The sequence below is a fragment of the Solirubrobacter phytolaccae genome (assembly GCF_027587195.1).
Lineage (GTDB): Bacteria > Actinomycetota > Thermoleophilia > Solirubrobacterales > Solirubrobacteraceae > Solirubrobacter > Solirubrobacter phytolaccae.
Genome location: NZ_JAPDDP010000084.1, coordinates 1 through 19,903 on the forward strand (window position 1 = coordinate 1; position 19,903 = coordinate 19,903).

The 19,903-nt window shown below is 72.7% G+C and carries 21 protein-coding genes and 1 pseudogene; 5 read left to right on the plus strand and 17 right to left on the minus strand.

Annotated elements, in window-relative coordinates; translation table 11 throughout:
* Positions 1-82: 82 nt before the first annotated feature.
* The 16 genes from OJ997_RS30555 to OJ997_RS30630 all read right to left on the minus strand — a co-directional run bounded on the left by OJ997_RS30555 (position 83) and on the right by OJ997_RS30630 (position 14,553).
* A complete protein-coding gene (locus OJ997_RS30555) occupies positions 83-1,108 on the minus strand; it encodes a peptidoglycan-binding protein (protein WP_270029148.1) in 1,026 nt (341 codons plus the stop codon).
* Complete coding sequence (locus OJ997_RS30560; protein ID WP_270029149.1) at positions 1,108-1,641, minus strand: hypothetical protein; 534 nt, start codon at positions 1,639-1,641, stop codon at positions 1,108-1,110. The genes OJ997_RS30555 and OJ997_RS30560 overlap by 1 nt, the downstream gene beginning before the upstream one ends.
* A gap of 45 nt (positions 1,642-1,686) precedes the next feature.
* On the minus strand, positions 1,687-3,012 hold the full coding sequence (locus OJ997_RS30565; protein WP_270029150.1) for a sensor histidine kinase: 1,326 nt from the start codon (positions 3,010-3,012) through the stop codon (positions 1,687-1,689).
* On the minus strand, positions 3,009-3,671 hold the full coding sequence (locus OJ997_RS30570) for a response regulator transcription factor (protein ID WP_270029151.1): 663 nt from the start codon (positions 3,669-3,671) through the stop codon (positions 3,009-3,011). The genes OJ997_RS30565 and OJ997_RS30570 overlap by 4 nt, the downstream gene beginning before the upstream one ends.
* A 42-nt stretch (positions 3,672-3,713) precedes the next feature.
* Positions 3,714-4,103, minus strand: a complete 390-nt coding sequence (locus OJ997_RS30575) for a DUF2203 domain-containing protein (RefSeq protein WP_270029152.1) — start codon at positions 4,101-4,103, stop codon at positions 3,714-3,716.
* Positions 4,104-4,178: 75 nt separating this feature from the next.
* On the minus strand, positions 4,179-4,670 hold the full coding sequence (locus OJ997_RS30580; RefSeq protein WP_270029153.1) for a GNAT family N-acetyltransferase: 492 nt from the start codon (positions 4,668-4,670) through the stop codon (positions 4,179-4,181).
* A complete protein-coding gene (locus tag OJ997_RS30585; RefSeq protein WP_270029154.1) occupies positions 4,667-5,122 on the minus strand; it encodes a hypothetical protein in 456 nt (151 codons plus the stop codon). The genes OJ997_RS30580 and OJ997_RS30585 overlap by 4 nt, the downstream gene beginning before the upstream one ends.
* A complete protein-coding gene (locus tag OJ997_RS30590) occupies positions 5,119-5,472 on the minus strand; it encodes a hypothetical protein (RefSeq protein WP_270029155.1) in 354 nt (117 codons plus the stop codon). Before OJ997_RS30590 ends, OJ997_RS30585 begins: the two co-directional genes overlap by 4 nt.
* The gene (locus tag OJ997_RS30595; RefSeq protein ID WP_270029156.1) at positions 5,469-8,204 is read right to left on the minus strand and encodes a ribosomal eL19 family protein; all 2,736 of its coding nucleotides are present in this window, start codon (positions 8,202-8,204) and stop codon (positions 5,469-5,471) included. Before OJ997_RS30595 ends, OJ997_RS30590 begins: the two co-directional genes overlap by 4 nt.
* A 63-nt stretch (positions 8,205-8,267) precedes the next feature.
* On the minus strand, positions 8,268-9,152 hold the full coding sequence (locus OJ997_RS30600; RefSeq protein ID WP_270029157.1) for a hypothetical protein: 885 nt from the start codon (positions 9,150-9,152) through the stop codon (positions 8,268-8,270).
* A 33-nt stretch (positions 9,153-9,185) separates the two neighbouring features.
* A complete protein-coding gene (locus OJ997_RS30605; RefSeq protein WP_270029158.1) occupies positions 9,186-9,440 on the minus strand; it encodes a hypothetical protein in 255 nt (84 codons plus the stop codon).
* Positions 9,441-9,541: 101 nt separating this feature from the next.
* Positions 9,542-10,300, minus strand: coding sequence for an NlpC/P60 family protein (locus OJ997_RS30610; protein ID WP_270029159.1), 759 nt, complete (start codon positions 10,298-10,300; stop codon positions 9,542-9,544).
* A gap of 80 nt (positions 10,301-10,380) precedes the next feature.
* Complete coding sequence (locus OJ997_RS30615) at positions 10,381-11,457, minus strand: trans-sulfuration enzyme family protein (protein WP_270029160.1); 1,077 nt, start codon at positions 11,455-11,457, stop codon at positions 10,381-10,383.
* Positions 11,454-12,839 (minus strand): cystathionine beta-synthase, encoded by a 1,386-nt coding sequence (locus OJ997_RS30620; RefSeq protein WP_270029161.1) that lies wholly within the window; start codon positions 12,837-12,839, stop codon positions 11,454-11,456. The genes OJ997_RS30615 and OJ997_RS30620 overlap by 4 nt, the downstream gene beginning before the upstream one ends.
* Before the next feature lie 8 nt (positions 12,840-12,847).
* Positions 12,848-13,270, minus strand: a complete 423-nt coding sequence (locus OJ997_RS30625) for a hypothetical protein (RefSeq protein ID WP_270029162.1) — start codon at positions 13,268-13,270, stop codon at positions 12,848-12,850.
* A gap of 62 nt (positions 13,271-13,332) precedes the next feature.
* Positions 13,333-14,553, minus strand: a complete 1,221-nt coding sequence (locus OJ997_RS30630) for a sigma-70 family RNA polymerase sigma factor (protein WP_270029163.1) — start codon at positions 14,551-14,553, stop codon at positions 13,333-13,335.
* Between the two features lie 174 nt (positions 14,554-14,727).
* On the opposite strand from OJ997_RS30630, the pseudogene OJ997_RS38190 reads away from it, so the two are divergent.
* The 3 genes and pseudogenes from OJ997_RS38190 to OJ997_RS30650 all read left to right on the plus strand — a co-directional run bounded on the left by OJ997_RS38190 (position 14,728) and on the right by OJ997_RS30650 (position 16,598).
* A pseudogene (locus OJ997_RS38190) lies at positions 14,728-15,368 on the plus strand (O-methyltransferase).
* 43 nt (positions 15,369-15,411) lie between these two features.
* Complete coding sequence (locus tag OJ997_RS30645; RefSeq protein ID WP_270029166.1) at positions 15,412-15,672, plus strand: helix-turn-helix domain-containing protein; 261 nt, start codon at positions 15,412-15,414, stop codon at positions 15,670-15,672.
* Positions 15,669-16,598: a zinc ribbon domain-containing protein gene (locus OJ997_RS30650; protein WP_270029167.1), complete on the plus strand. Its 930-nt coding sequence runs from the start codon at positions 15,669-15,671 to the stop codon at positions 16,596-16,598. The genes OJ997_RS30645 and OJ997_RS30650 overlap by 4 nt, the downstream gene beginning before the upstream one ends.
* Here OJ997_RS30650 and OJ997_RS30655 read toward each other — a convergent pair.
* Positions 16,595-18,100: a long-chain-fatty-acid--CoA ligase gene (locus OJ997_RS30655; RefSeq protein WP_270029168.1), complete on the minus strand. Its 1,506-nt coding sequence runs from the start codon at positions 18,098-18,100 to the stop codon at positions 16,595-16,597. The two genes, OJ997_RS30650 and OJ997_RS30655, sit on opposite strands and share 4 nt — an antisense overlap.
* Before the next feature lie 74 nt (positions 18,101-18,174).
* Here OJ997_RS30655 and OJ997_RS37935 point away from each other — a divergent pair, with 74 nt between their 5' ends.
* Both OJ997_RS37935 and OJ997_RS30665 read left to right on the plus strand, forming a co-directional pair.
* Complete coding sequence (locus OJ997_RS37935) at positions 18,175-19,092, plus strand: LacI family DNA-binding transcriptional regulator (RefSeq protein WP_270029169.1); 918 nt, start codon at positions 18,175-18,177, stop codon at positions 19,090-19,092.
* Positions 19,089-19,850, plus strand: coding sequence for an SDR family NAD(P)-dependent oxidoreductase (locus OJ997_RS30665; RefSeq protein ID WP_270029170.1), 762 nt, complete (start codon positions 19,089-19,091; stop codon positions 19,848-19,850). The genes OJ997_RS37935 and OJ997_RS30665 overlap by 4 nt, the downstream gene beginning before the upstream one ends.
* The last annotated feature ends 53 nt before the right edge of the window (positions 19,851-19,903 follow it).

Below are 19,903 nucleotides of genomic sequence, written 5' to 3' on the forward strand. Positions count from 1 at the left end.
CCAGCCGGCGCCACCCCGGAGCGCGCCGCGCCCTCGCCGGCCACCGCCGCGGCGGCGCCGCCGCCGCCCAACGTCGTGCCGGTCATCGCGCGGTCACCACCTTCATGCCCTCGCGGAGGCCGTCGCCGGTCACCTCGACCAGGTCGTCGGCGTACAGGCCCGTCTCGACCGGGACCTTGCGGCCGTCCGGCAGCTCGAGGGCGTAGCCGCCGCCCTGCACCGCCAGCAGCGCCTTGACGGGCACGGCGAGCGCGTCCCGGCGCCGCTCGACCGCGAAGCCGACGTCCACGGGCGCCTGGTCGAGCGCGTCACCGCGGCCGCGCAGCGCGATCGTCACGTCGACGGTCGGCGCCGAGTCCTCGCCCGCCTTGCTCGCCACCGTCCCGACCGACGACACGCGGCCCTTGGCCGTCTCCCCCGTCGGCAGCTCCACGGTCACCTCGTCGCCGCGGCGGGCGAGCTGCTGGCGACGCGCGTCGAGCTCGACGACCACCTCGCGCCCGGTCGAGGAGAGCTCCGCCAGCGGCCGCCCACCGCCGACCGTGTCGCCAACTTCGGCCTTGGCCTCGCCCATCCGCGTCGCGCCAGGCCGGAACACGACCTCGCCGCGCGTGAGCGTGCCGTCCTTCGTCAGCCCGCGGTCGGCCTGGAACGCCTTCACGGCCGCGGTCGTCTCCCAGTCCCAGTCGTCGTCGACGGTCCCGGCGTCGTAGCCGAGCGCGCGCAGGTTGCGCTCGAGCTGGCGCACGTCCTCGCCGTCGGTCATCCCCGGCGCGAAGTCGCGCCACACCGGCAGCTCGCCGTAGAACAGGAACGCGGCGGGAGCGCCGTCGATGTCGTAGAAGGAGTGCCCGCGCGTGATCACCGTGCCCGCCGCCCGGATGCCGGTGAGCGTGCCGGCCACGCCCGCCCCCAGCACGCCCGGGTCCGCGTAGCCGAGGGTGCCGGCGAGGCTCTCGCGGTCCACGAGGTCGCTGCGCTCGACCGCGACCGTCTCGCGCTGCACGGCCGGCGCCTCGGTCGCGGGTGCCTCCTCGCCGCCCAGCGCGATCACCGCGACCGCCCCGGCGACCGCGACGGCCGCGCCGCCGCCGAGCACGCGCTTCATCACTTGTCCTCGCCGGAGCCCGACGTGCCGAAGCCCGGCATCGTCTTCTCGCACGCCTTCATCGCCTTCTGGAACGCCGGCCCTTCGGGGTCGAGATTCTTGCCGATCCGGATCTGCGCGCCCCCGTTCTCGTCGAACTGCGGGTCGGGGAAGTCCGGCACGCCGTTCTCCCGCATGCAGCGCGCGTTGGCGAGCGCGGCCTTCTTGTTCTCGGCCTTCTCCTCCTCGCTCATGTCCGGCGGCTTGATCGCCTCCTGGTACTTCGCGCACGCCTTCTCGGCGGCGCGCATGTCGTCCGGGTTGATCTGCTTGCCGCCGGGCCCGCCGGCGCGCATCGTCACCCGTCCGCCCTCGAACTTCGGGTCGGGCATGTCGACGCCGTTCTCGCGCATGCAGCGGGCGAAGTCGAGCATGGCTTGCTTGTTCTTGTCCGCGCCGGTGGCGGGACTGCCGGTGTTGGCCTCCTCGCCACCACAGGCGACGACGAACGAGGCGGTCGCCGCGACCGCGGCGAGCAGGAGACGAGTCTTCATGCTCGCCACGGTCCCGTCCGGGACTGAGACCGCTGTTTTCCGAACCTAGGAAGTTGCTGAGAGGACCGGCAGCCGCAGGCGCAGCAGGGCGCCGCCGCCGTCCGCGGCTTCGGCGGCGACCGTCCCGCCGTGCGTCTCGGCGACCTGGCGCACGATCGCCAGCCCGAGCCCCGAGCCCGGCCGGCCACGCGCGGCGTCGGCGCGGTAGAAGCGGTCGAACACGTGCGCGAGGTCCTCGGCGGGAATGCCGGGCCCGCGGTCGCGGACGGTCAGCTCGCCGCCGCGCAGGCGGACGTCGACCACGGTTCCGGCCGCGCTGTACTTGCCCGCGTTGTCGAGCAGGTTCCCGACCGCGCGGTCCAGCCGGGCGGGAACGCCGTTGACGAGCGTCGGCTCGAACTCGGTCACGTACGTGATGCCCGGCGCGTGCCGGCGCGCCCGCTCCACCGCGCCCGCGACCAGCGTGTCCAGCCGCACGTCCTCGATCTCGGGCTCCTCGTCGCGGGCGAGCTCGGTGAGGTCGCCGACGAGGCCCGTCAGCTCCTCCAGCTGCAGGACGAGGTCCTCCCGCAACCGCTCACGATCCCCGGCCTCGGGCGGGCCGCCGCGCGCGAGCACCTCGAGGTTCGTGCGCAGGGAGGTCAGCGGTGTGCGCAGCTCGTGCGACGCGTCGGCGACGAGCTGCTTCTGCGCGCGCTGCGAGCGGTCCAGCGCCTCGAGCATGGTGTTGAACGCGGCGCCGAGCCGGGCGACCTCGTCGTCGCCGTGCGTATCGATCCGGCGCGTGAGGTCGCGCGTGGAGGCGACGTGCTCGGCGGTCGTGGTGAGCTCGGCGACGGGTCGTACGGCGGTGCGCATCGCGAGCCGGGCGAGCACGACCGCGAGCCCGATCCCGCCCAGCGCGAGCAGGCCGAGCGCGATCCGCAGCGTCCCCAGCGCGCTGTCGACCTCCGTGAGCGAGCGCGCTGCGAGCAGCGTCATCCCATCCGGCGTGCGGCCGACGTAGACGCGCACGCGCACACCCTCGCTCCGCCGGTTCGCGAAGAACGGCTCCTTCTCACCCTGCGCGACCGCGCGCACGTCCTCGTCGATGTCCAGCGAGGGCGGCACGTCGTCGGCTTCTCCCTCGCGCCGGATCACGGTCACGAACGCGCGTGGCGTCTGCGTGATCATCACGTCCGCGGGCGCCGGGCCGGGCCCGACCGAGCCGGCCGCAACCATCGGGCGCTCCATCACCTGGCGCTCGAGCGCGGAGTCGAGCTCCGCGTGGAGCGTGTCCCGCACCACCCAGTAGGCGAGCGCGGAGCCGAGCACGACGACCAGCGCCACCGCGGCCCCGCACGACAGCACGAGCCGGCGCCGGAAGCTCATGGCTCGCGCAGCACGTAGCCGACGCCCCGCACCGTCTGGATGAGCCGCGGCTCGCCGAGCTTACGGCGCAGGTAGCCGACGTAGACCTCGAGCGAGTTCGAGCTCGGGCCGAAGTCGTAGCCCCACACCTGCTCGAAGATCTGCGTGCGGGTGAGCACCTGGCGCGGGTGGCGCAGCAGCAGCTCGAGCAGCAGGTACTCGGTGCGGGTGAGCTCGATCGGGGAAGCGCCGCGAGTGACCGTGTGGCCGGCCGGGTCGAGCTTCAAGTCCGCGTAGCGGAGGATGTCCGCGTTGGGCGTGCCCGTGCGCCGCAGCAGCGCGCGCAGCCGTGCCCCAAGCTCCTCGAGCGCGAACGGCTTGATCAGGTAGTCGTCGGCGCCGGCGTCCAGGCCGGCGACGCGGTCGGGCACGGCGTCGCGCGCGGTGAGCATCAGCACCGGCGTGTGGTCGCCCGCGGCGCGGAGCCTGCGGCACACCTCGAGCCCGTCCGGCTCGGGCATCAGCACGTCCAGCACGATCGCGTCCGGTGGCTGGTCGGCGAGCGCGTCGAGCGCTTCGCGACCGTCTGCGGCGACCTGCACCTTGTACCCGTCCATCCGCAGCGCCCGGTCGAGCGCGTCGCGAACCGAGGGCTCGTCGTCCACTACGAGGATGCGCACATACGCATCCTCAGGGGCGAAGCTGAGAACTCTGTAAGAGACCTAGGAGAACGGATCCAGCGGGAACCGGGACGGGTAGCCCGTCTCGGCGGTGTGCCAGTGCGCGACCTCGTGCTCGTCAACCTGCCATGACAGGTAGACCTCGCGGCCGTCGCGGAGTGCGGGGAAGTCGATGAGCCCGGCTTCGAGGTCGCGGACCAGCAGGTCCAGCTCCTCGAGATGCTCGAACCCCAGCGTCGCAGCCACAGCGGCATACGCGCGTTCGCGCCCCGGATACGCGCCGCCGACCACGTCGGCGAGCGTTGCGAAGCCCGTGTCGAAGCCCTCGTCCTGCAGCACGCGCTTGGCCTCCTGGAGGCGGCGAACCGTGACGCGCACCTCAGGGAGGAGGGCATTGGCCTGATCGGCTGTGTAATGGCGCTGATGAAGCATTGGCTTGGTGGGAGGGTTACCCGTTCTTCACATCGGCAGACCGCGGCAAAAAAGAACTACACCAAGGTCTAGGTATCAAGACGGCGGGAACGCGGAGGCGTAGTGGAACGTCCCGTGCAGACCGGCCGGGAACGCCGGGAGCGGGAGCACCATCCAGGCTTCGGGGTGGGCACGGACGTCGTAGGTGGTTTCGATGCCCAGCGCGTCACCCCTCTCGAAGCCGAACCGCGGGTAGTACCCGGGGTGGCCGAGCAGCGCGATCAGCACGTACCCGGTCGTCTGGGCGCGCTCGATCACGGCGCGCATGAGCTCGCCGCCGATCCCCTCGCGTTGGTGGGCGGGGTCGACGCCGATCGGGCCGAGGCCGAGCGCGGGGTGCTGGTCGACACGCCCCTTGCTCACCATCACGTGACCGTGCTCGTGGACGAGGCAGAGCTCGGGCACGTGGTCGTTCGCGGCGCGCAGGTCGTCCACGATCTGCGCTTCGACGGTGGACGGCGCGAACGCGGCGAGGTGCAGCGCCCGGATGCGGTCGTGGTCGGCGGGGGTCTCCGGGCGCGGGCTCACAGCTCGAACTGCTCGTCACCCGCGGCGAGCACGACACGCTCGCCGGCGCGCGCCGCGAGCGTGATCGGCGTCTCGGGGTCGCGCGTGGCGAACTCGACGCTGGCGACGGTGCGGCCACCGAACGCGGTCGCGAGCGCCAGGACGGACGCCGCGAGGTGCTCGATCGCTCCGAGCGGGGCGGCGAGCTCGCCGGTCTCGGTGTCGATCGAGATCGCTGAGGCCGGCGCCGGCCGGATCTCCGGGAGCGGCTTGGCGGGCGACTCGACGGCGGTGGTGTGCGGCACCGCGGTGACGTCCTCGTCCTCGGTGATCTCGGCGTCCAGCCACTCGTCGACTTCGACCATCGTCGGCTCCTGGCCGGGCCGGTCGAGGACGAGCACGGTGCGCTGCGCCTCCGCCGCCCGGGTGAACGCGCGGGCCGTGGCGATCGCGACGAGGACCTCGTCCGTCACGCCGCCGCTCCCGCCTTGCGCGCCTCGATCTCGTGCGGGTTGCGCGCGTAGCCGCTGGTCACGTAGCTCCACCACATCCGCAGCCGGTGGTCCTGGTCCTGCCACACGTGGCACAGCTCGTGGGCGATCAAGCCCGGCGAGCACTGGTACAGCGGGCGCTTGATCAGGATCAGCGGGCCCATCTCGTAGCCGTGGAAGCGCCGGAACCACGGCAGCTTGAACAGCCACGGCACGTGCAGGATGCGCACGTGCTCGATCTTGACCGGTGTCGAATAGAAATCCAGCGCGTCGAGGGTCGCCTTGGCACGCCGCAGCGCCTCGCGTTCCTCCGGCGTGCGGCGCAGCGTCACGGCTCGATCAGTGGCGTGATGTACGCCGCGACCAGCTCCTCGGCGAGCGTGTCCGGGTCGGTCGGGACGGCCGCCTGACGCGCGGCGGCGTGCCGCGCGGCGTCGAGCAGCACGCCCACGCCGACCCGGTCGGCAAAGTGGACGAGCTTCTCCGCGGCGGCCGCGGCGGTCGCGTCGTCGTGCGTCTCGTGGTGGATCGCGGCGCGCAGCTCCTCGGCGCCGGGCGCATGGACCTCGACGACCGCGAACCGGCGCATGATCGCCGCGCGGGGGAACTCGGTGCCGTTCCACGTCGCGATCAGCCGCCAGTCGTCCGCGGGCGTGGCCTCCCCGCTCGCGAACGTCACGGGGATGCCGGCCAGGAACGAGCTCAGCGGCGCATACGTCGCCTGCAGGTCGGCCTGGTCGAGCTCGTCGACGATCACCCAGCGCCCCTGCGCCGCGGCCTCGGGAATGAGGTCGCGCGGGTCGCCGGTGACGATCGTGGCGCCCCGTGCCTTGCCCTCCTGGGCGGCGGCACGAGCGACGGCCATCGCGAGCGCCGTCTTGCCCGACCCGGGCGCGCCCGTGAGCAGCACGTGCTTGCCCGTGCCGAGCGCGGCGGCGACGTTCGCGTACACGCCCGGGGGCAACCGCAACCCGGCGGCGATCGCGGCGGCGCGAATCGTGGCGCCGTCGACGAACACCTCGCGCGCCGGGGACGGCGGCGTCGGCGTGGCGAGTGCCGCCGCGCTGTCGGGCGAGGCGGGAGCGGGAACGGCGGCGGGCGACGAAACCGGTTCGTCGGACGCAGCCGGCGGAGGCGACGCATCCGCCGCGGCGGCGGGCGACGAGGACGACCCGGCGACGGGCGCGCTCGACACGGCCGCCGCGGGCGGTGAGAGATCGACGGCCGGCGCGTCCGGCCCGACTCCAGGCGGCGGCGAGGCCGACTCCGCGGCGGGCGGCATCGCCTCGCCGGCCGGAGGCGGCGTGGACGACTCGACCGACGCGGGCGGCAAGGACTCGTGAGCCCCGGGCGACGCGAGCCCAGCGGACGGCGACGCCTCCGCGATGGGTGGCGTCGCCCCGGCGGGCGGCGGCGAACTCTGCCCGGTCGGCGGCGACGACTCAGCGGACGCGGCCGACGACGACGACGGTGACTCGGCGGACGCGGCCAACGGCGACGACACCTCGGCGGACGCGGGAGGCGAGGTCGCCCCGGCCGGGGGCGGCGACGATGAACCCGCAGACGAGGGCGGCGACGACTCGACGGCCGAGGGCGGCGACGACGAACCCGCGGGCACGGGCGACGACGACTCAACGGCCGAGGGCGGCGACGACGAACCCGCGGGCGCGGGCGACGACGACTCAACGGCCGAGGGCGGCGACGACGAACCCGCGGGCGCGGACGACGACGACGCAACGGCCGAGGGCGGCGACGACGACTCGACGGCCGAGGGCGGCGAGGCCGGCTCCACGGCCGGCGTCGACTCGACGCGCGCGGCCGGTGCGGTCTCGGCGGCCGGGGGCGGCGACGAGGACTCGGACGACACGGGCTCGACGGCGGGCGACGACGACTCGGCGGATGCGGACGACGACTGCGCGGGCTCGACGGCGGGCGGCGGCGTCGAGGACGGCGGCGGCGTCAACGGATCGGCCGTCGGCGGCGCCGCAGACGGCGGCGGCGACAGCGGGTCGGCCGTCGGCGGCGCCGCAGACGGCGGCGGCGACAGCGGGTCGGCCGTCGGCGGCGCCGCGCCGGCCTTGGGCTGGATCGCCGTGGACGGCGGGGCGGAGCCGGCGAGCGGGTCGCCCGGGGTCAGGCCGGAGTGGTGGCGGCGTCCGCCCGCGAACGGCAGCAGCGGGTCCGCGCCGGGCGGGTTGGGGTCCACGGGGAGGTTCGGCGAGGACTTCGGGCGCGGGACGACCGGCGGGCGGGCGCCGTGGGTGCCATCGACGCCGCCGGTCGCGGACGAGATGACCGTGCGGTAGGGGGAGCTCTCGACGTCCGGAGGCGGCGTCTCGGCGGGCGTGGGCGCCGGCTCCACCACGGGCGCGGACTCCGACGGCGGCGCGGCGGGCTCCGCGAACTCCTGCAGCGCCGCCGCGCGGACGGCTTCCGCGCCGCCCGGGTTCAGCTGGGCCGCGATGTCCGGCAGCGACATGTGCACCGGCAGCGTGAGCTCGCCGCGGACCTGCTCGCCGGTCGGCGTCAGGCGCTGGTCGGCGTCGATCAGCTCGAGGTCGGTCAGCAGCGTGAGGTGGCGCTCGCCCTGGATCAGGAGCGTGTTCTCGTTGTCCCAACCGGCGCGGCCGAGGTAGGCCATCGAGCGGCCGAAGTCCATGGTCGAGATGCGCGTCCCGGCGGGCACGGACGCGAGCAGCGACAGCCCGATCGCGAGCCCGTGGAAGATCGAGTCGGTCATGTGCCGCTCGCGCAGCTGGCGGCGCAACCACTCGGCCTGCTGGGAGGACACGTCGTACGGCGCCTCCGGGTCCCCGGAGCGGACGTAGCGCTTGCCGATGTCGGTCAGCTCTACGACCCCGCGGTCCTCCTTGACGAGGCCGGCGAGCCGCCCGAAGGAGATGAAATGGCGCATCCGGCCGAGCGCATTCTCGAGACCGGGCGGGAAGAGCTCGTCGAGGTTGAACTCGGTGACGAACTCGTCCGTGCGCAGCCGCCCGCGCTGTTCGATCGCGCGCAGGAGGCCGTGAGCATCGCCAAGGCGGGTCGCGGGAATGGGACGCATTCGCCAGACCCTAGCCAGGCTGGGCGGCGCGCGCGAGGTCTGCGCGCGCGCCTGCAAGCCGGATTACGACTCGGACGGGGGCTTGGCCTCGGGCTTGGCGATCGCGGGCGACGTCTGCCCGGGCGCCGCCTTGGTGACCGGCTTCGCGACCGCCGACTTGACCGCCGGCTTCTTCGCCGGAGCCGCGGGCTTCTTCGCCGCGGCCGGCTTCTTGGCCTCCAGCTCGGGCGGGAGCAGCGGGGTCGTGCTGCCTGCGGCGGCGGGCTTCTTGGCCGCCGGCTTCTTCGCCGAGGTGGGCGCCGCGGGCTTCTTCGCGGCCGGCTTCTTCGACGGCGCCGCCTGCTTGGCCGTCGTCGTCGGAGCGGGCTTCTTCGCCGCCGGCTTCTTGGCCGGCACGGGCTTGGCGACCGCCGCGGGCTTGGGCTTCGCGGGCTCGGGCTTGGCCACGGCGACGGGCTTGGGCTTCGCCGGCTCGGGCTTGGCCACGGCGACCGGCTTGGGCTTGGGCGCCGCGGGCGGCTGCTTCGCGGCCGCCGCGGGCTTCTTCACCACGGGCTTGGCCGCGGCCGGCTTGGTCTTCGCGCGCGGCTTGGTCAGCGCGGCGCCGGTCGGCACGGCGGCCTCGGTCGGCGTGGCGGCCGCGGCGTTCGCGGTGGCCGCGGGCTCCGTGGTCGGACCCGCCTTGACGACGGCGCCGCGGCCCGAGGGCTTCGGCTTCGTCTTCGCGGCCTTGGGCTTCGGCTTGCGGGCGGTTGCGGATTTGGGCGCGGCGGGCGCGCCGGGCTTCGGAGCACCGACCGCCTCGGGTGAGGGGGAGGTCTCCGGCTCGGGCTTGGGCGACGGGACAGTCGTGTCCTGCTCGTCGCGCGTGAGCCGGCCGACGACCTCGGCGGCCTTGCGGCCGGCCTCGGTGGCGATGTCCAGGAGCTCTTTGAGAAGCGATGGCATACGGGCATACATCCTGCCCGACGCCGGGGAGACCTATGCGGCGACCGCCAACCGCGCGTCGCCGCAGGCCAGGGAGAGCGCCTCGGCGGCGGACAGGCGCGAGACGAGCTCACCGCTGTCCGCGGCGCGGAGCTCGCCTCGCACGCGGCCGCTGACGGACACGTCGAAGTGCAGTTCGAGCTCGTCGGCGACGAGGTCCTGGGCCCGCTCCCAAGCGGCATCCACCTCGGCCAAGACCTCTTCAGGCAGGTCGAGCAGGGGGGTGTGGCTGTGCACGAAGCGGGACATCAACGACTCCTACGAGAACAACTGCTTGCTTGCTCTCGGGGTAGTCGACCCTCCCCTATTCGGGTGACATGGGGTGAACACCCCAGCCTCCGTAAAGGTGTCTAAAGACCGGCGGGGTGCCGCGCCACGAAGCCTTCCGTGGAGCGCATCTCGTTGATCCAGCGCGAGCCGGTGACCCGCTGGGCGGAGGTGTCGAAGCGGACGCCCGCCACCTCGAGGAAGACGTGACCCTGGTTGGTCCAGATCGTGACCCACTTGCCCTTGCCGGGCTCGCCCCAGGACATCAGCGGCCCGGACGCCAGCGGCCCGCTCAGCAGCCCGGCGGCCGCCAGCACGAACGAGACGGAGCCCGAGCAGTCGTAGCCCGTGTCCTGCCACTTGCCGTGCCCGCCGCCCCACTTGTAGGGCGTGCGCGCGATGCCGTTGCCGGCCTCGATCATCTTCTTGACCGCCTCGGGCGCTTCCAGCGGCGGCAGCGCGACGCCGCCACCGATCGCGACGGCCTTGTCGACGGCGTTCGCGCCGGCACCGGTCGTCTTGGACCCGCGCGCGGCGGAGGAGGCTTCGGTCGTGGGCTTGGCGTCGCTCGTCCCGGTCAACCCCGGGTCGGCGGCGGCCGCATCCGCGGCGGTGCCGGGCTGGCCGGCGACCGGCGCGACCGTCTTCGCCCGCGAGTTCTCCGGCAGCGGCGGCAGCGTGACCGTCGGGGCGGGCGTCGCGGTGGCGACCATCGGGGACGTGACGGGAGCGGCCGCGGCGCGTGCGACCGGCTCGTCCTGCCCGGCCGCGCCGAGCGCGAGGTAGCCGCCACCGAGCGTGAAGAGCCCGGCGGTCGTAGCCGCGATGCCGATCCGGCGCATCAGCCTAGGATGCCGACGTTTGGGTCGAGAGGAAGTAAAGATTCCCACCGACCATCCCATCGGCCTCCGCGAGACGTGACTTAAGCGCCCAGCGCCTGCTCGAGGTCGGCGACGAGATCCTCCGCCGCCTCGATGCCGCAGGACAGCCGCACCAGGTCGGCCGGAACCGCCGCCGCGGAGCCCTCGACGGACCCGTGGGTCATCGCCTGCGGGACCTCGATCAGCGACTCCACGCCGCCGAGCGACTCCGCCAGCGAGAACACCTTCGTGCGCGAGACCAGCCCGACCGCGTCCGGGTGCCGGAACGAGACCATGCCGGAGAACCCGGGCCAGCGCACGTCCGTCACGCCCTCGACCTCGCTGAGCCACTCGGAGACCACGCGCGCGTTCTCGGTGTGCGCGGCCATCCGCAGGTGCAGCGTGCGCAGCCCGCGGTGCACGAGGAAGCAGTCGAGCGGGCCGGGCACGGCGCCGATCGAGTTCTGCACGAAGCGCACCGCCTTGTGGCGCTCCTCGTCCTTGACCACCACGGCGCCCGACACGGAGTCCGAATGGCCCCCGAGGTACTTGGTCGCCGAGTGCACGACGGCGTCGGCGCCGAGCTCCAGCGGCCGCTGGTAGACGGGTGTCGCGAACGTGTTGTCGACCGCGACGAACGCGCCGCCGGAGCGCTCGATCACGCCCGGAACGTCGATCACCTTCAGCGTCGGGTTCGTCGGCGTCTCGATCCACACGAGCTTGGTCTCGGGCGTCACCGCCGCCGCGACCGCGTCGAGGTCGGTCTGGTCGACCATCGTGTATGACAGGCCCCAGCGCTTGAGCACCTTGTCGACCAGCCGGTACGTGCCGCCGTAGAGGTCGTCCGGGATCACGACGTGGTCGCCCGCGTTGCAGACCGCCGTGATCAGCGCGTGCTCGGCGGCCATGCCGCTCGAGAAGGCCGACCCGAAGCCGCCCTCGAGCTCGCCGAGCGCCCGCTCGAGCGCCGCCCGCGTCGGGTTCGCCGAGCGCGAGTAGTCGAAGTCCTCGACGTAGTCGCCGACGGCCTTCTGCACGTAGGTCGACGCCTGGTGGATCGGCGGCACCACGCCGCCGTAGCTCGGGTCGGGCTCGAGGCCCGCGTGCACCGCGCGGGTGGCGAAGCGGTACTCGCTCATCCGACCAGGGCCTCCAACAGGTCCGTGCGGGTCACGATGCCGACCGGGCGCCCGTGCTCGGACACGATCAGCGCCTGCGTGTCGCCCGAGAGCAGCTCGACGGCCTCGCGGACCGGGTCGACCGTGGAGACCGCCGCGAAGGCGTCCTCCATCACGAGCTCGATCGGCGCCGACATCACGGCCGGGTCGTTCATCGCGGCCTTCAGCAGCCCGCGCTCGCCGACGCCGCCGACGACCGTGTACGGGTCGTCCGCGGAGACGACCGGCAGCTGCGAGACGCGGTGCTCGTGCAGGAGCGTGATCGCGTCGCGGACCGTCTGGTGCGTCTGCACGACCACGAACGGCGGCATCTCGCCCGCGCGGGTCTTCATCTGCAGCACGTCGCCCACCGTGTGGTCGGCGGCGCGCTCGAGGAAGCCGTGCTGGGTCATCCACTCGTCGTTGAAGATCTTCGACAGGTAGCCGCGGCCGCCGTCCGGCAGGATCACGGCGACCATCGCGTTGGGGTCCGTGATCGAGCGCGCGACCTCCAGGGCCGCGTGCGCCGCGAGCCCGCACGAGCCGCCGACGAGCAGGCCCTCGGTCTCGGCCAGGCGCCGCGTCGTCAGGAACGAGTCGCGGTCGGAGACCGTCACGTAGCGGTCGACCAGCGACGGGTCGTACGTCGACGGCCAGAAGTCCTCGCCGACGCCCTCAACGAGGTAGGGGTGTACTTCCTCGTTGGAGTAGATCGAGCCGACCGGATCAGCGCCGATGACCTCGATCTTCGGGTTCTGCTCCTTCAGGTAGCGCGCGGTGCCGGTGATCGTCCCGCCCGTGCCGACGCCCGCCACGAAGTGCGTGAGCTTCCCGCCCGTCTGGCGCCACAGCTCCGGCCCGGTGCCGATGTAGTGCGCCTCCGGGTTGGCCGGGTTGGCGTACTGGTTGGGCTGGAACCCGCCCGGGATCTCGCGCGTCAGGCGCTCGGCGACCCGGTAGTAGGACTGCGGCGAGGACGGATCGACGTCGGTCGGGCAGACCACGACCTCGGCGCCGTAGGCACGCAGCAGGTCGATCTTCTCGCGCGACATCTTGTCCGGCATGACCGCGATCACGCGATAGCCCTTCAGACGCGCGGCGACGGCCAGGCCGGCGCCGGTGTTGCCGGAGGTCGGCTCGATGATCGTGCCGCCGGGGCGCAGGCTGCCGTCGGCCTCGGCCGCGGCGATCATCTGCATCGCGACGCGGTCCTTGATGGAGCCGCCGGGGTTGAAGTACTCGACCTTCGCCACGACCTGGGGAGCACACCCCTGCGCGAAGCGGCTGAGCCGCACGAGCGGCGTCTCGCCGACCGTGTCGAGAAGGGAGTCCTTGATCTCAGATGTCGTCGCCGTAGGCGTCATGAAATCGACTATAGGCCCGGCGCGGTGGCAACCGGGGTTGCGAGCTTGTAACCGGTCTGCCCGCCGGGCAGCTCCGTCTTCTCCAGCTGGCCTTGCTCGACGAGCTTCGCGAGCGTGTTGTAGGTCACGGGCCGCGCGATCTTCGTGACGCCCGAGATCTCCGCCGCGCTCGCCCCGGGCCGCTCGTCGACGACCTTGAGGATCGCCTCGCGGTTGGCCCCACGCGGCGCGCGCTTCGCGGCCGGCTTGCGCGCCGCGGGAGCGCGCTTGGCGGCGGTCCGCACCGGCGCGGCCGCGAACGGCGGCTGACCCAGCGCGGCCTCGATCTGCTCGCGCTCGCGCAGCAGCGGCTCGTGCTCCGCCAGCTGACGCTCGATCTCCTTCAACCGCTGTTCCAGTTCGCGCCGCAAACCGGCGATCACGTCGCTCACAAGGCTCCTCTCGAAAGACGCGGGGAGCCTAGCGGGGAGCGTTTCTGGCGCGTTGGCGCTCCTCAGCCACCAGACTCGAAGCCGAACTCCTTGATCGGCTTCGACGCACCGCCGCCGCCCGACCGGGTTGGCGCGGAGCCGCCACCGCCACCGTTCACGCTGGCCACGCCCGCCTTCACGCCGCCGCCGTCGGTGGGCGCGGCCGCGCGCTTGGCGTCGCCTTCGAAGCCGAACTCCGTCGGCTTGGGCTTGCGCGTGGCGAGCTTGGTCTTCGGCGTCTTGACCTTCACCTTGCGGGTGACGGCGCGCGGCGTGGGCACCGGCGTGGCCGTCGCGACCGCGGCGTAGGTGCGCGCCGGAGGCTCGTTCTTGGCGGCCTTCACGGGCTTCTTCTCGGCCGACCGAGCCTGCTTCGGGGCCTCCGGCTCGGCCGTCGCGGTCGGCTCGGCGCGGTCCGCGGCGGCGATGATCGCCGGCGCCGGCAGCGCGCCCGTGACGATGCACGCGCCCGCGCCGGCCCCGCTCAGGCACAGCCCGACGAGCGCCGCGGCGGGCCCCAGCCGGCCGCCGCCGTTGGACGCGGCGTACACCGTGTTCCCCACGTCGGGGCGCGACAGCACGCGCGAGATCCACCCGAACGGCGCGAGCAGCGCGATCCGGCGCGTGCGCGAGAAGCGCATCTGGCGCACGGTCGCGCGGCACGCCGCGCAGTGGCGCAGGTGCGGCCGGATCGAGACCATCTGCACGCTCGTCGCCTTGCCCCGCGCGAGCGCGTCGAGCGTGTCCTCGTACGCCGCGCACGCCTCGCCCGACTCGATCTCGCTGAAGACGTTCAGGAACCGCTTGCGCCCCTCGGCGATGGAGCGATTCACCTTCGTGTAGGACCAACCGAAGCGGCGGCCGATCTCGTCGTAGGAGAGCCCTTCGGCCTTGAGCAGCAGCGCCCGCGCCTCGTCGGGCTTGAGCGCCTTCAGCGCCTCGACCGACCGGCCGACGCGCTCCTCGCCCGCGACCGTGTCCGCCACCTCGCGCAGCCCCTGCGCCTCGCTGGCGTCGAAGTCGGTGTCCTGCACGTCCACCTGCGCCGCGCGCGCCTTGCGGATGGCCATCGCCTCGTGCTTGACGACGACCCGCAGCCACGCGCCCTCGGTCGCGACGTCCACCGTCTCGAACCGCCGCAGGTAGATCTCCAGCGCGCGCTGGTAGGCGTCCAGCGCGTCGTCGTGGCAGAGCGAGAACTGGTTCGCCACACGAATCAGGGTCGGCCCATGCCGGGCCACCATCGCCTCCACCCTCCTCGCGCGTACTGCCGCCCCCGGCCCGCGCTCGCCCAACGCTGCCACCGCTCAACCCATCCTGTCCGTTGCCCTCTCCGGTATTGAGGCGGATCTCGCACACTTTCGCCCCCTCCATTTGGTCAAGAAGTTCGCAAATAGCGGACATTTCGTCGTGCGAAGATGGATCGCATGCCCCGTGACCCCGAACTGAGCGACTACCTGACGCGCTTCGCCGGCCAGGACGAGGTGCTCGCGCGCGTTGAACGCGAGACCCGTGAGCTGCCGAACGCCGGGATGATCTCCCGCGCCGACCAGGCCGCGCTGCTGACCATCTTGACCCGCACGCTCGACGCGAAGGTGGCCGTCGAGGTCGGCACGTTCACCGGGTACGGCGCGATCTGCATCGCGCGGGGGCTCGCGCCCGGCGGACACCTGACGTGCTTCGAGGTCAGCGAGGAGCTCGCCGCGATCGCGCAGCGCAACCTCGACGCGGCCGGCCTGACCGACCGGGTCACGATCATGCTCGGCCCGGCCGACGAGAACCTCGCACGCTGACCGAGGAACCGCACATCGACCTCGCGTACGTCGACGCGGACAAGACCGGCTACCCCGCGTACTACGACGCGCTCGTACCGCGGATGCGCCCCGGCGGGCTGCTGATCCTCGACAACACGCTGCTCGGCAACCGGGTGTTGGACCCACGGGACGAGCGCGCCCGGACGATGGCCGCGCTGAATAAGCGGATCGCCGCCGACGATCGCGTGGAGTCGGTGCTGCTCGGACTCAGCGACGGCGTCACCCTCGCCCGTCGCGTCGCATAGCACGTTTGCAATATCGCAAACTGGCTATTACGCTCCGCAGGACATGCCACTGAGGCGCAGCGACGAGCCCGAGCTCGACGCCCTGACGCGCGCGCTCGCCGTCCAGGTGGCGGCGGAGCGCGTGCGGCGCGGGCTGACGCAATCCGAGCTGGCCGCGATGACCGGCACGACGCAGTCGGCGGTCGCGCGGCTGGAGCGAGGCACGCGCCCGCCGCGCCTGGACACGCTGTTGCGGATCGCGAACGCGCTCGACTGCGAGCTCGAGGTGACGCTGCGCCCGCGCACGATCGAGAGGAAGCCATGAGCGACGACGAGCTGCCCGACATCAACGTCACCCGGGGAGAGAAGGCGCTCGCGGCGGTCCTGACGATCTTCCTGGTGATCGGCGCGCTGTGGGTGTACTTCGTCGCGCTCCCGCGTGAGGACCCGTACGACCAGGAGCTCGGCAACGTCGCCACGGCGCAGCAGCGGCAGGCGATCGACGCGGCCGAGTCGGCGCGCGTCCGCCTCGACGAGGCCCGCCAGACCGTGGACGACCGGGAGCGCGCGTACGAGACCGCGCGCGAGGACTACCGGACCGACCTCGACGCGGACACGTCGACCGCGATCAGCCGCCGCACGTTCATCGCCACCCGCGAGCGGCTCACCGCGGCACGCCGCGACGCCCGCGAGGAGCAGGCGGAGGTCGACCGGCTCGGCCCCGCCGGCGACCGCGCCCGCCGGGAGGTCTCGCGCGCGGAAGAGCAGCGGGTGAAGGACATGGCCGCCGCGGCCGACCGCGCCGACCGCAACACCGCGCTGCTGCGGCTCGCGTGGGTGCTGCTGACGATCGCGCTCGCGTTCTGGCTGTTCAACACGCTGCGCCGCCGGCGCTCGCCGTACTTCGTGGCCGGCGTCGCCGCGATCAGCGCCGTGACGATCCAGGCGCTCGTGATGACCTTCGACTACCTCGGCGACGAGATCGACCTCGAGGAGTCCGGCCCGCTCGTGATCGCGGTTGCGGGCATCCTCGCGAGCGTCCTCGCGCTCGTCGGCCTCGAGCGCTACCTCGCCCGGCGCGCGCCGCGGCGACGGGTCCGCCGCGGCCAGTGCCCGTACTGCGCGTACCCGACGCGCGAGGGCGCACGCCACTGCGAGGGCTGCGGCCGCGCGACCGTCGCGGCGTGCGCCACCTGCGATGCCGATCGCCGGGTGGGCACGCCGTTCTGCGCGGTCTGCGGGGCGCCCTAGCCCTCGACTTCGGTGGGCGCCTTGATCTCGCGCTTGAGGATCTTGCCGGTCGGGCCCTTGGGCAGCTCGGACGAGAACCAGATCTGGCGCGGGTACTTGTAGGCCGCGACGCGCTCCTTGACGTAGCCGCGGATGTCGTCCTCGGACGCCTCCGCGCCATCCTTCAGAACCACCATCGCCGCCACTTCTTCGCCGAGCGAGTCGTCCGCGACGCCGATCACGGCCACCTCGGACACGGCCGGATGCTCGTAGAGCACCTCCTCGATCTCGCGCGGGTAGACGTTGTAGCCGCCGCGGATGATCATGTCCTTCTTGCGGTCGACGATGAAGAAGTAGCCGTCCTCGTCCTGCGTGGCCATGTCGCCGGAGTGGAACCAGCCGCCGCGCATGACCTCCTCGGTCGCGTCGTCGCGGCCCCAGTAGCCCTTCATCACGTTGTGGCCGCGGATGACGATCTCGCCCACTTCGCCCTGCGCCACCGGCTTGTCGTCCTCGTCGAAGACGGCCATCTCGACGCCCTTGATCGGGGTGCCGATCGAGCCCGGCTTGCGCTCCTTGTCGGGGTGGTTGAAGGAGGCGACCGGCGAGGTCTCCGAGAGCCCGTAGCCCTCGAGGATGATGCAGTCGAAGGTCTGCTCGAACTGCTTCATGACCTCGACCGGCATCGCCGAGCCGCCGCTCACGCACACGCGCAGCGAGGACGTGTCCGCGTCCTCATGACCGGGCGCGTTGAGCATCGCGTGGTACATCGTCGGCACGCCCTCGAGCACCGTCACCTTGTCTCGGGCGATGATCTCCAGCGCCTTCACCGGCTCGAAGCGCGGGATCAGCGTCAGGCACGCGCCGTGAGCGACCGCGGCGTTGAGGCCGCACGTCTGCCCGAACGAGTGGAAGAGCGGCAGCGCGCCCAGGACCACGTCGTCCTCGGAGACGTCGATCAGCGTCTTGGCGGTCACGCTGCAGTTGAGAATCAGGTTCTCGTGCGTGAGCTCAGCGCCCTTGGGCGTGCCGGTCGTGCCGCTCGTGTAGAGGATCACGGCCGTGTCGGTGCTCTCGCGCGGCTCGTCGTCGGGCGCGCGATCGGCCTCCATCACGAGCTGCTCGAACTCGCCCGGCTTGACGTCGATGAGCTCCGCACCGGCTTCCTCGGCACCGGCCGACGCGGCCTCGCCGAAGTCGTGCCAGGCGAACAGGACCTTCGCGCCCGAGTCCTTCAGATAGAACGCGACCTCGCGTCCCTTCAGCAACACGTTCATCGGCACCACGACGCCGCCCGCGCGCAGGATCCCGTAGTAGACGACCCCGAAGTACGGGACGTTCGGGAGCATGATCCCGACGCGGTCGCCCGGCTGGACGCCCTTGGCTTTCAGCAGACCCGCGATGCGCGTGGCACCCTCGTTGAGCACGGCGTAGTTGACGACGGTGTCATCGAGCTTGAGCGCCGGCCGTTCGGCGAACGTGCTCGCCGTCTCGGTCAGCAGCTGGGCAAGGCTGGTCGGCATGCGCCGACCCTACAAGGATTCGTTTTCCCTAGGATCAGGAATTAGTGGGGCGACCAAACGTAACCAGTGCAGATGTGGCCGCGGCCGCGGGCGTGAGCCGCGCGACCGTCAGCTACGTACTCAACGGCGTCGACGCGCGCGTGTCCGACGAGACCCGCGAACGGGTCCTGAAGGCCGCCCGCACGCTCGGCTACACGCCGAACGCGATGGCCTCGGCCCTCCGCGCCGGGCGCACGTCGGTGGTGATCTTCGCGCTCCCGAACTGGCCGCTCGGGCCGGCGCTCGGGGAGTTCCTGAGCGGGTGCGTGACCGAGCTCGACCGGCTCGGCTACACGCCGCTCGTCCACTTCGTGCACGCCTCCGGCCCGGACGGGCTGCAGAAGGCGTGCGACCGCGTGCGCCCGGTCGGCGTCGTCGCCCCCTCCGGAGATCTCCCCCCGGAGCGCATCGAGGCGCTGCGCGGGAACGGCACGCACGGCTTCGTGCTGATGGGCCGCGACCCCGTCCCCGGCGTGCCGACGTTCATCCTCGACCAGAACCGGGTCGGGGCCGTGGCGATCGAGCACCTGGCCGAGCGCGGCCATCAGCGCGTGCTCGCGCTCACGCCGCTGGACCCGCAGCTCGGGGACCTCGGCGAGGTCCGGCTCGCCGGTGCGCAGGAAGCGGCCGAGCGGCTCGGGGTGACGCTCACGCACGTGCCCGCCGACGAGCTCCAGCGCGGGTTGGAGGTCGAGCCGACCGGTGTGTACGCGTTCAACGACGAGCTGGCGCTCGGCGCGCTGGACGCGCTGCCGGACGGCGTCGCGCTGATCGGGACCGACGACAGCCCGGCCGCGCGACTCTCGCACCCGCGCCTGACGACGATCCGCTTCGGTGGGCAGGACAACCCGGCCCGCATCGCCAGCACGCTGCACGCGCAGATCGCCGGTGAGACCATCCAGGAGCCCGTGATCAACAGCACGCCCACCGTGGTGCAGGGAGAGACCACGTGACCCTGCTCGAGCGCTTCAAGCTCGACGGCAAGGTGGCGGTCATCACCGGCGCCTCGTCCGGGCTCGGGGTCGCGTTCGCGACCGGGCTCGCCGAGGCCGGCGCCGACATCGCCATCTGCGCCCGCCGCGCCGACAAGCTCGAGCAGACCAAGCGTGACGTCGAGGCGCTCGGCCGCCGCTGCGTCGCGGTCACCGCCGACGTGTCCAACCCCGAGGACTGCACGCGTGTGATCGAGGAGACCGTGGCCGCGCTCGGCCGGGTCGACGTCCTCGTCAACAACGCGGGCATGGGCACCGCCGTGCCCGCCACGCGCGAGACGCCCGAGCAGTTCCGCGTGGTGATCGACGTCAACCTCAACGGCTCCTACTGGATGGCGCAGGCGTGCGCGCGCGTCATGGCGCCGGGTTCGAGCATCGTCAACATCGGCTCCGTGCTCGGCTCGACCACCGCGGGGCTCCCGCAGGCCGCCTACAGCTCGAGCAAGGCCGCGATCATCGGCCTCACGCGCGACCTCGCCGTGCAGTGGACGGGCCGCAAGGGCATCCGCGTGAACGCGATCGCCCCCGGCTTCTTCCCGAGCGAGATGACCGAGCAGTACCCGGACGGCTACCTCGAGTCCCAGCAGGCGCGGCTGCCCGCCGGCCGCCCGGGCGAGGCCGAGGAGCTGACCGCCGCAGTGCTGTTCCTGGCCAGCGACGCCTCGTCCTACGTCACCGGCATCCTGCTGCCGGTCGACGGCGGCATGTTGGCCACCTAGCTCCTCCTCAAGGACGACGCGGATCGTCCAAAAGGCGGAGGAAACGGCCCGCG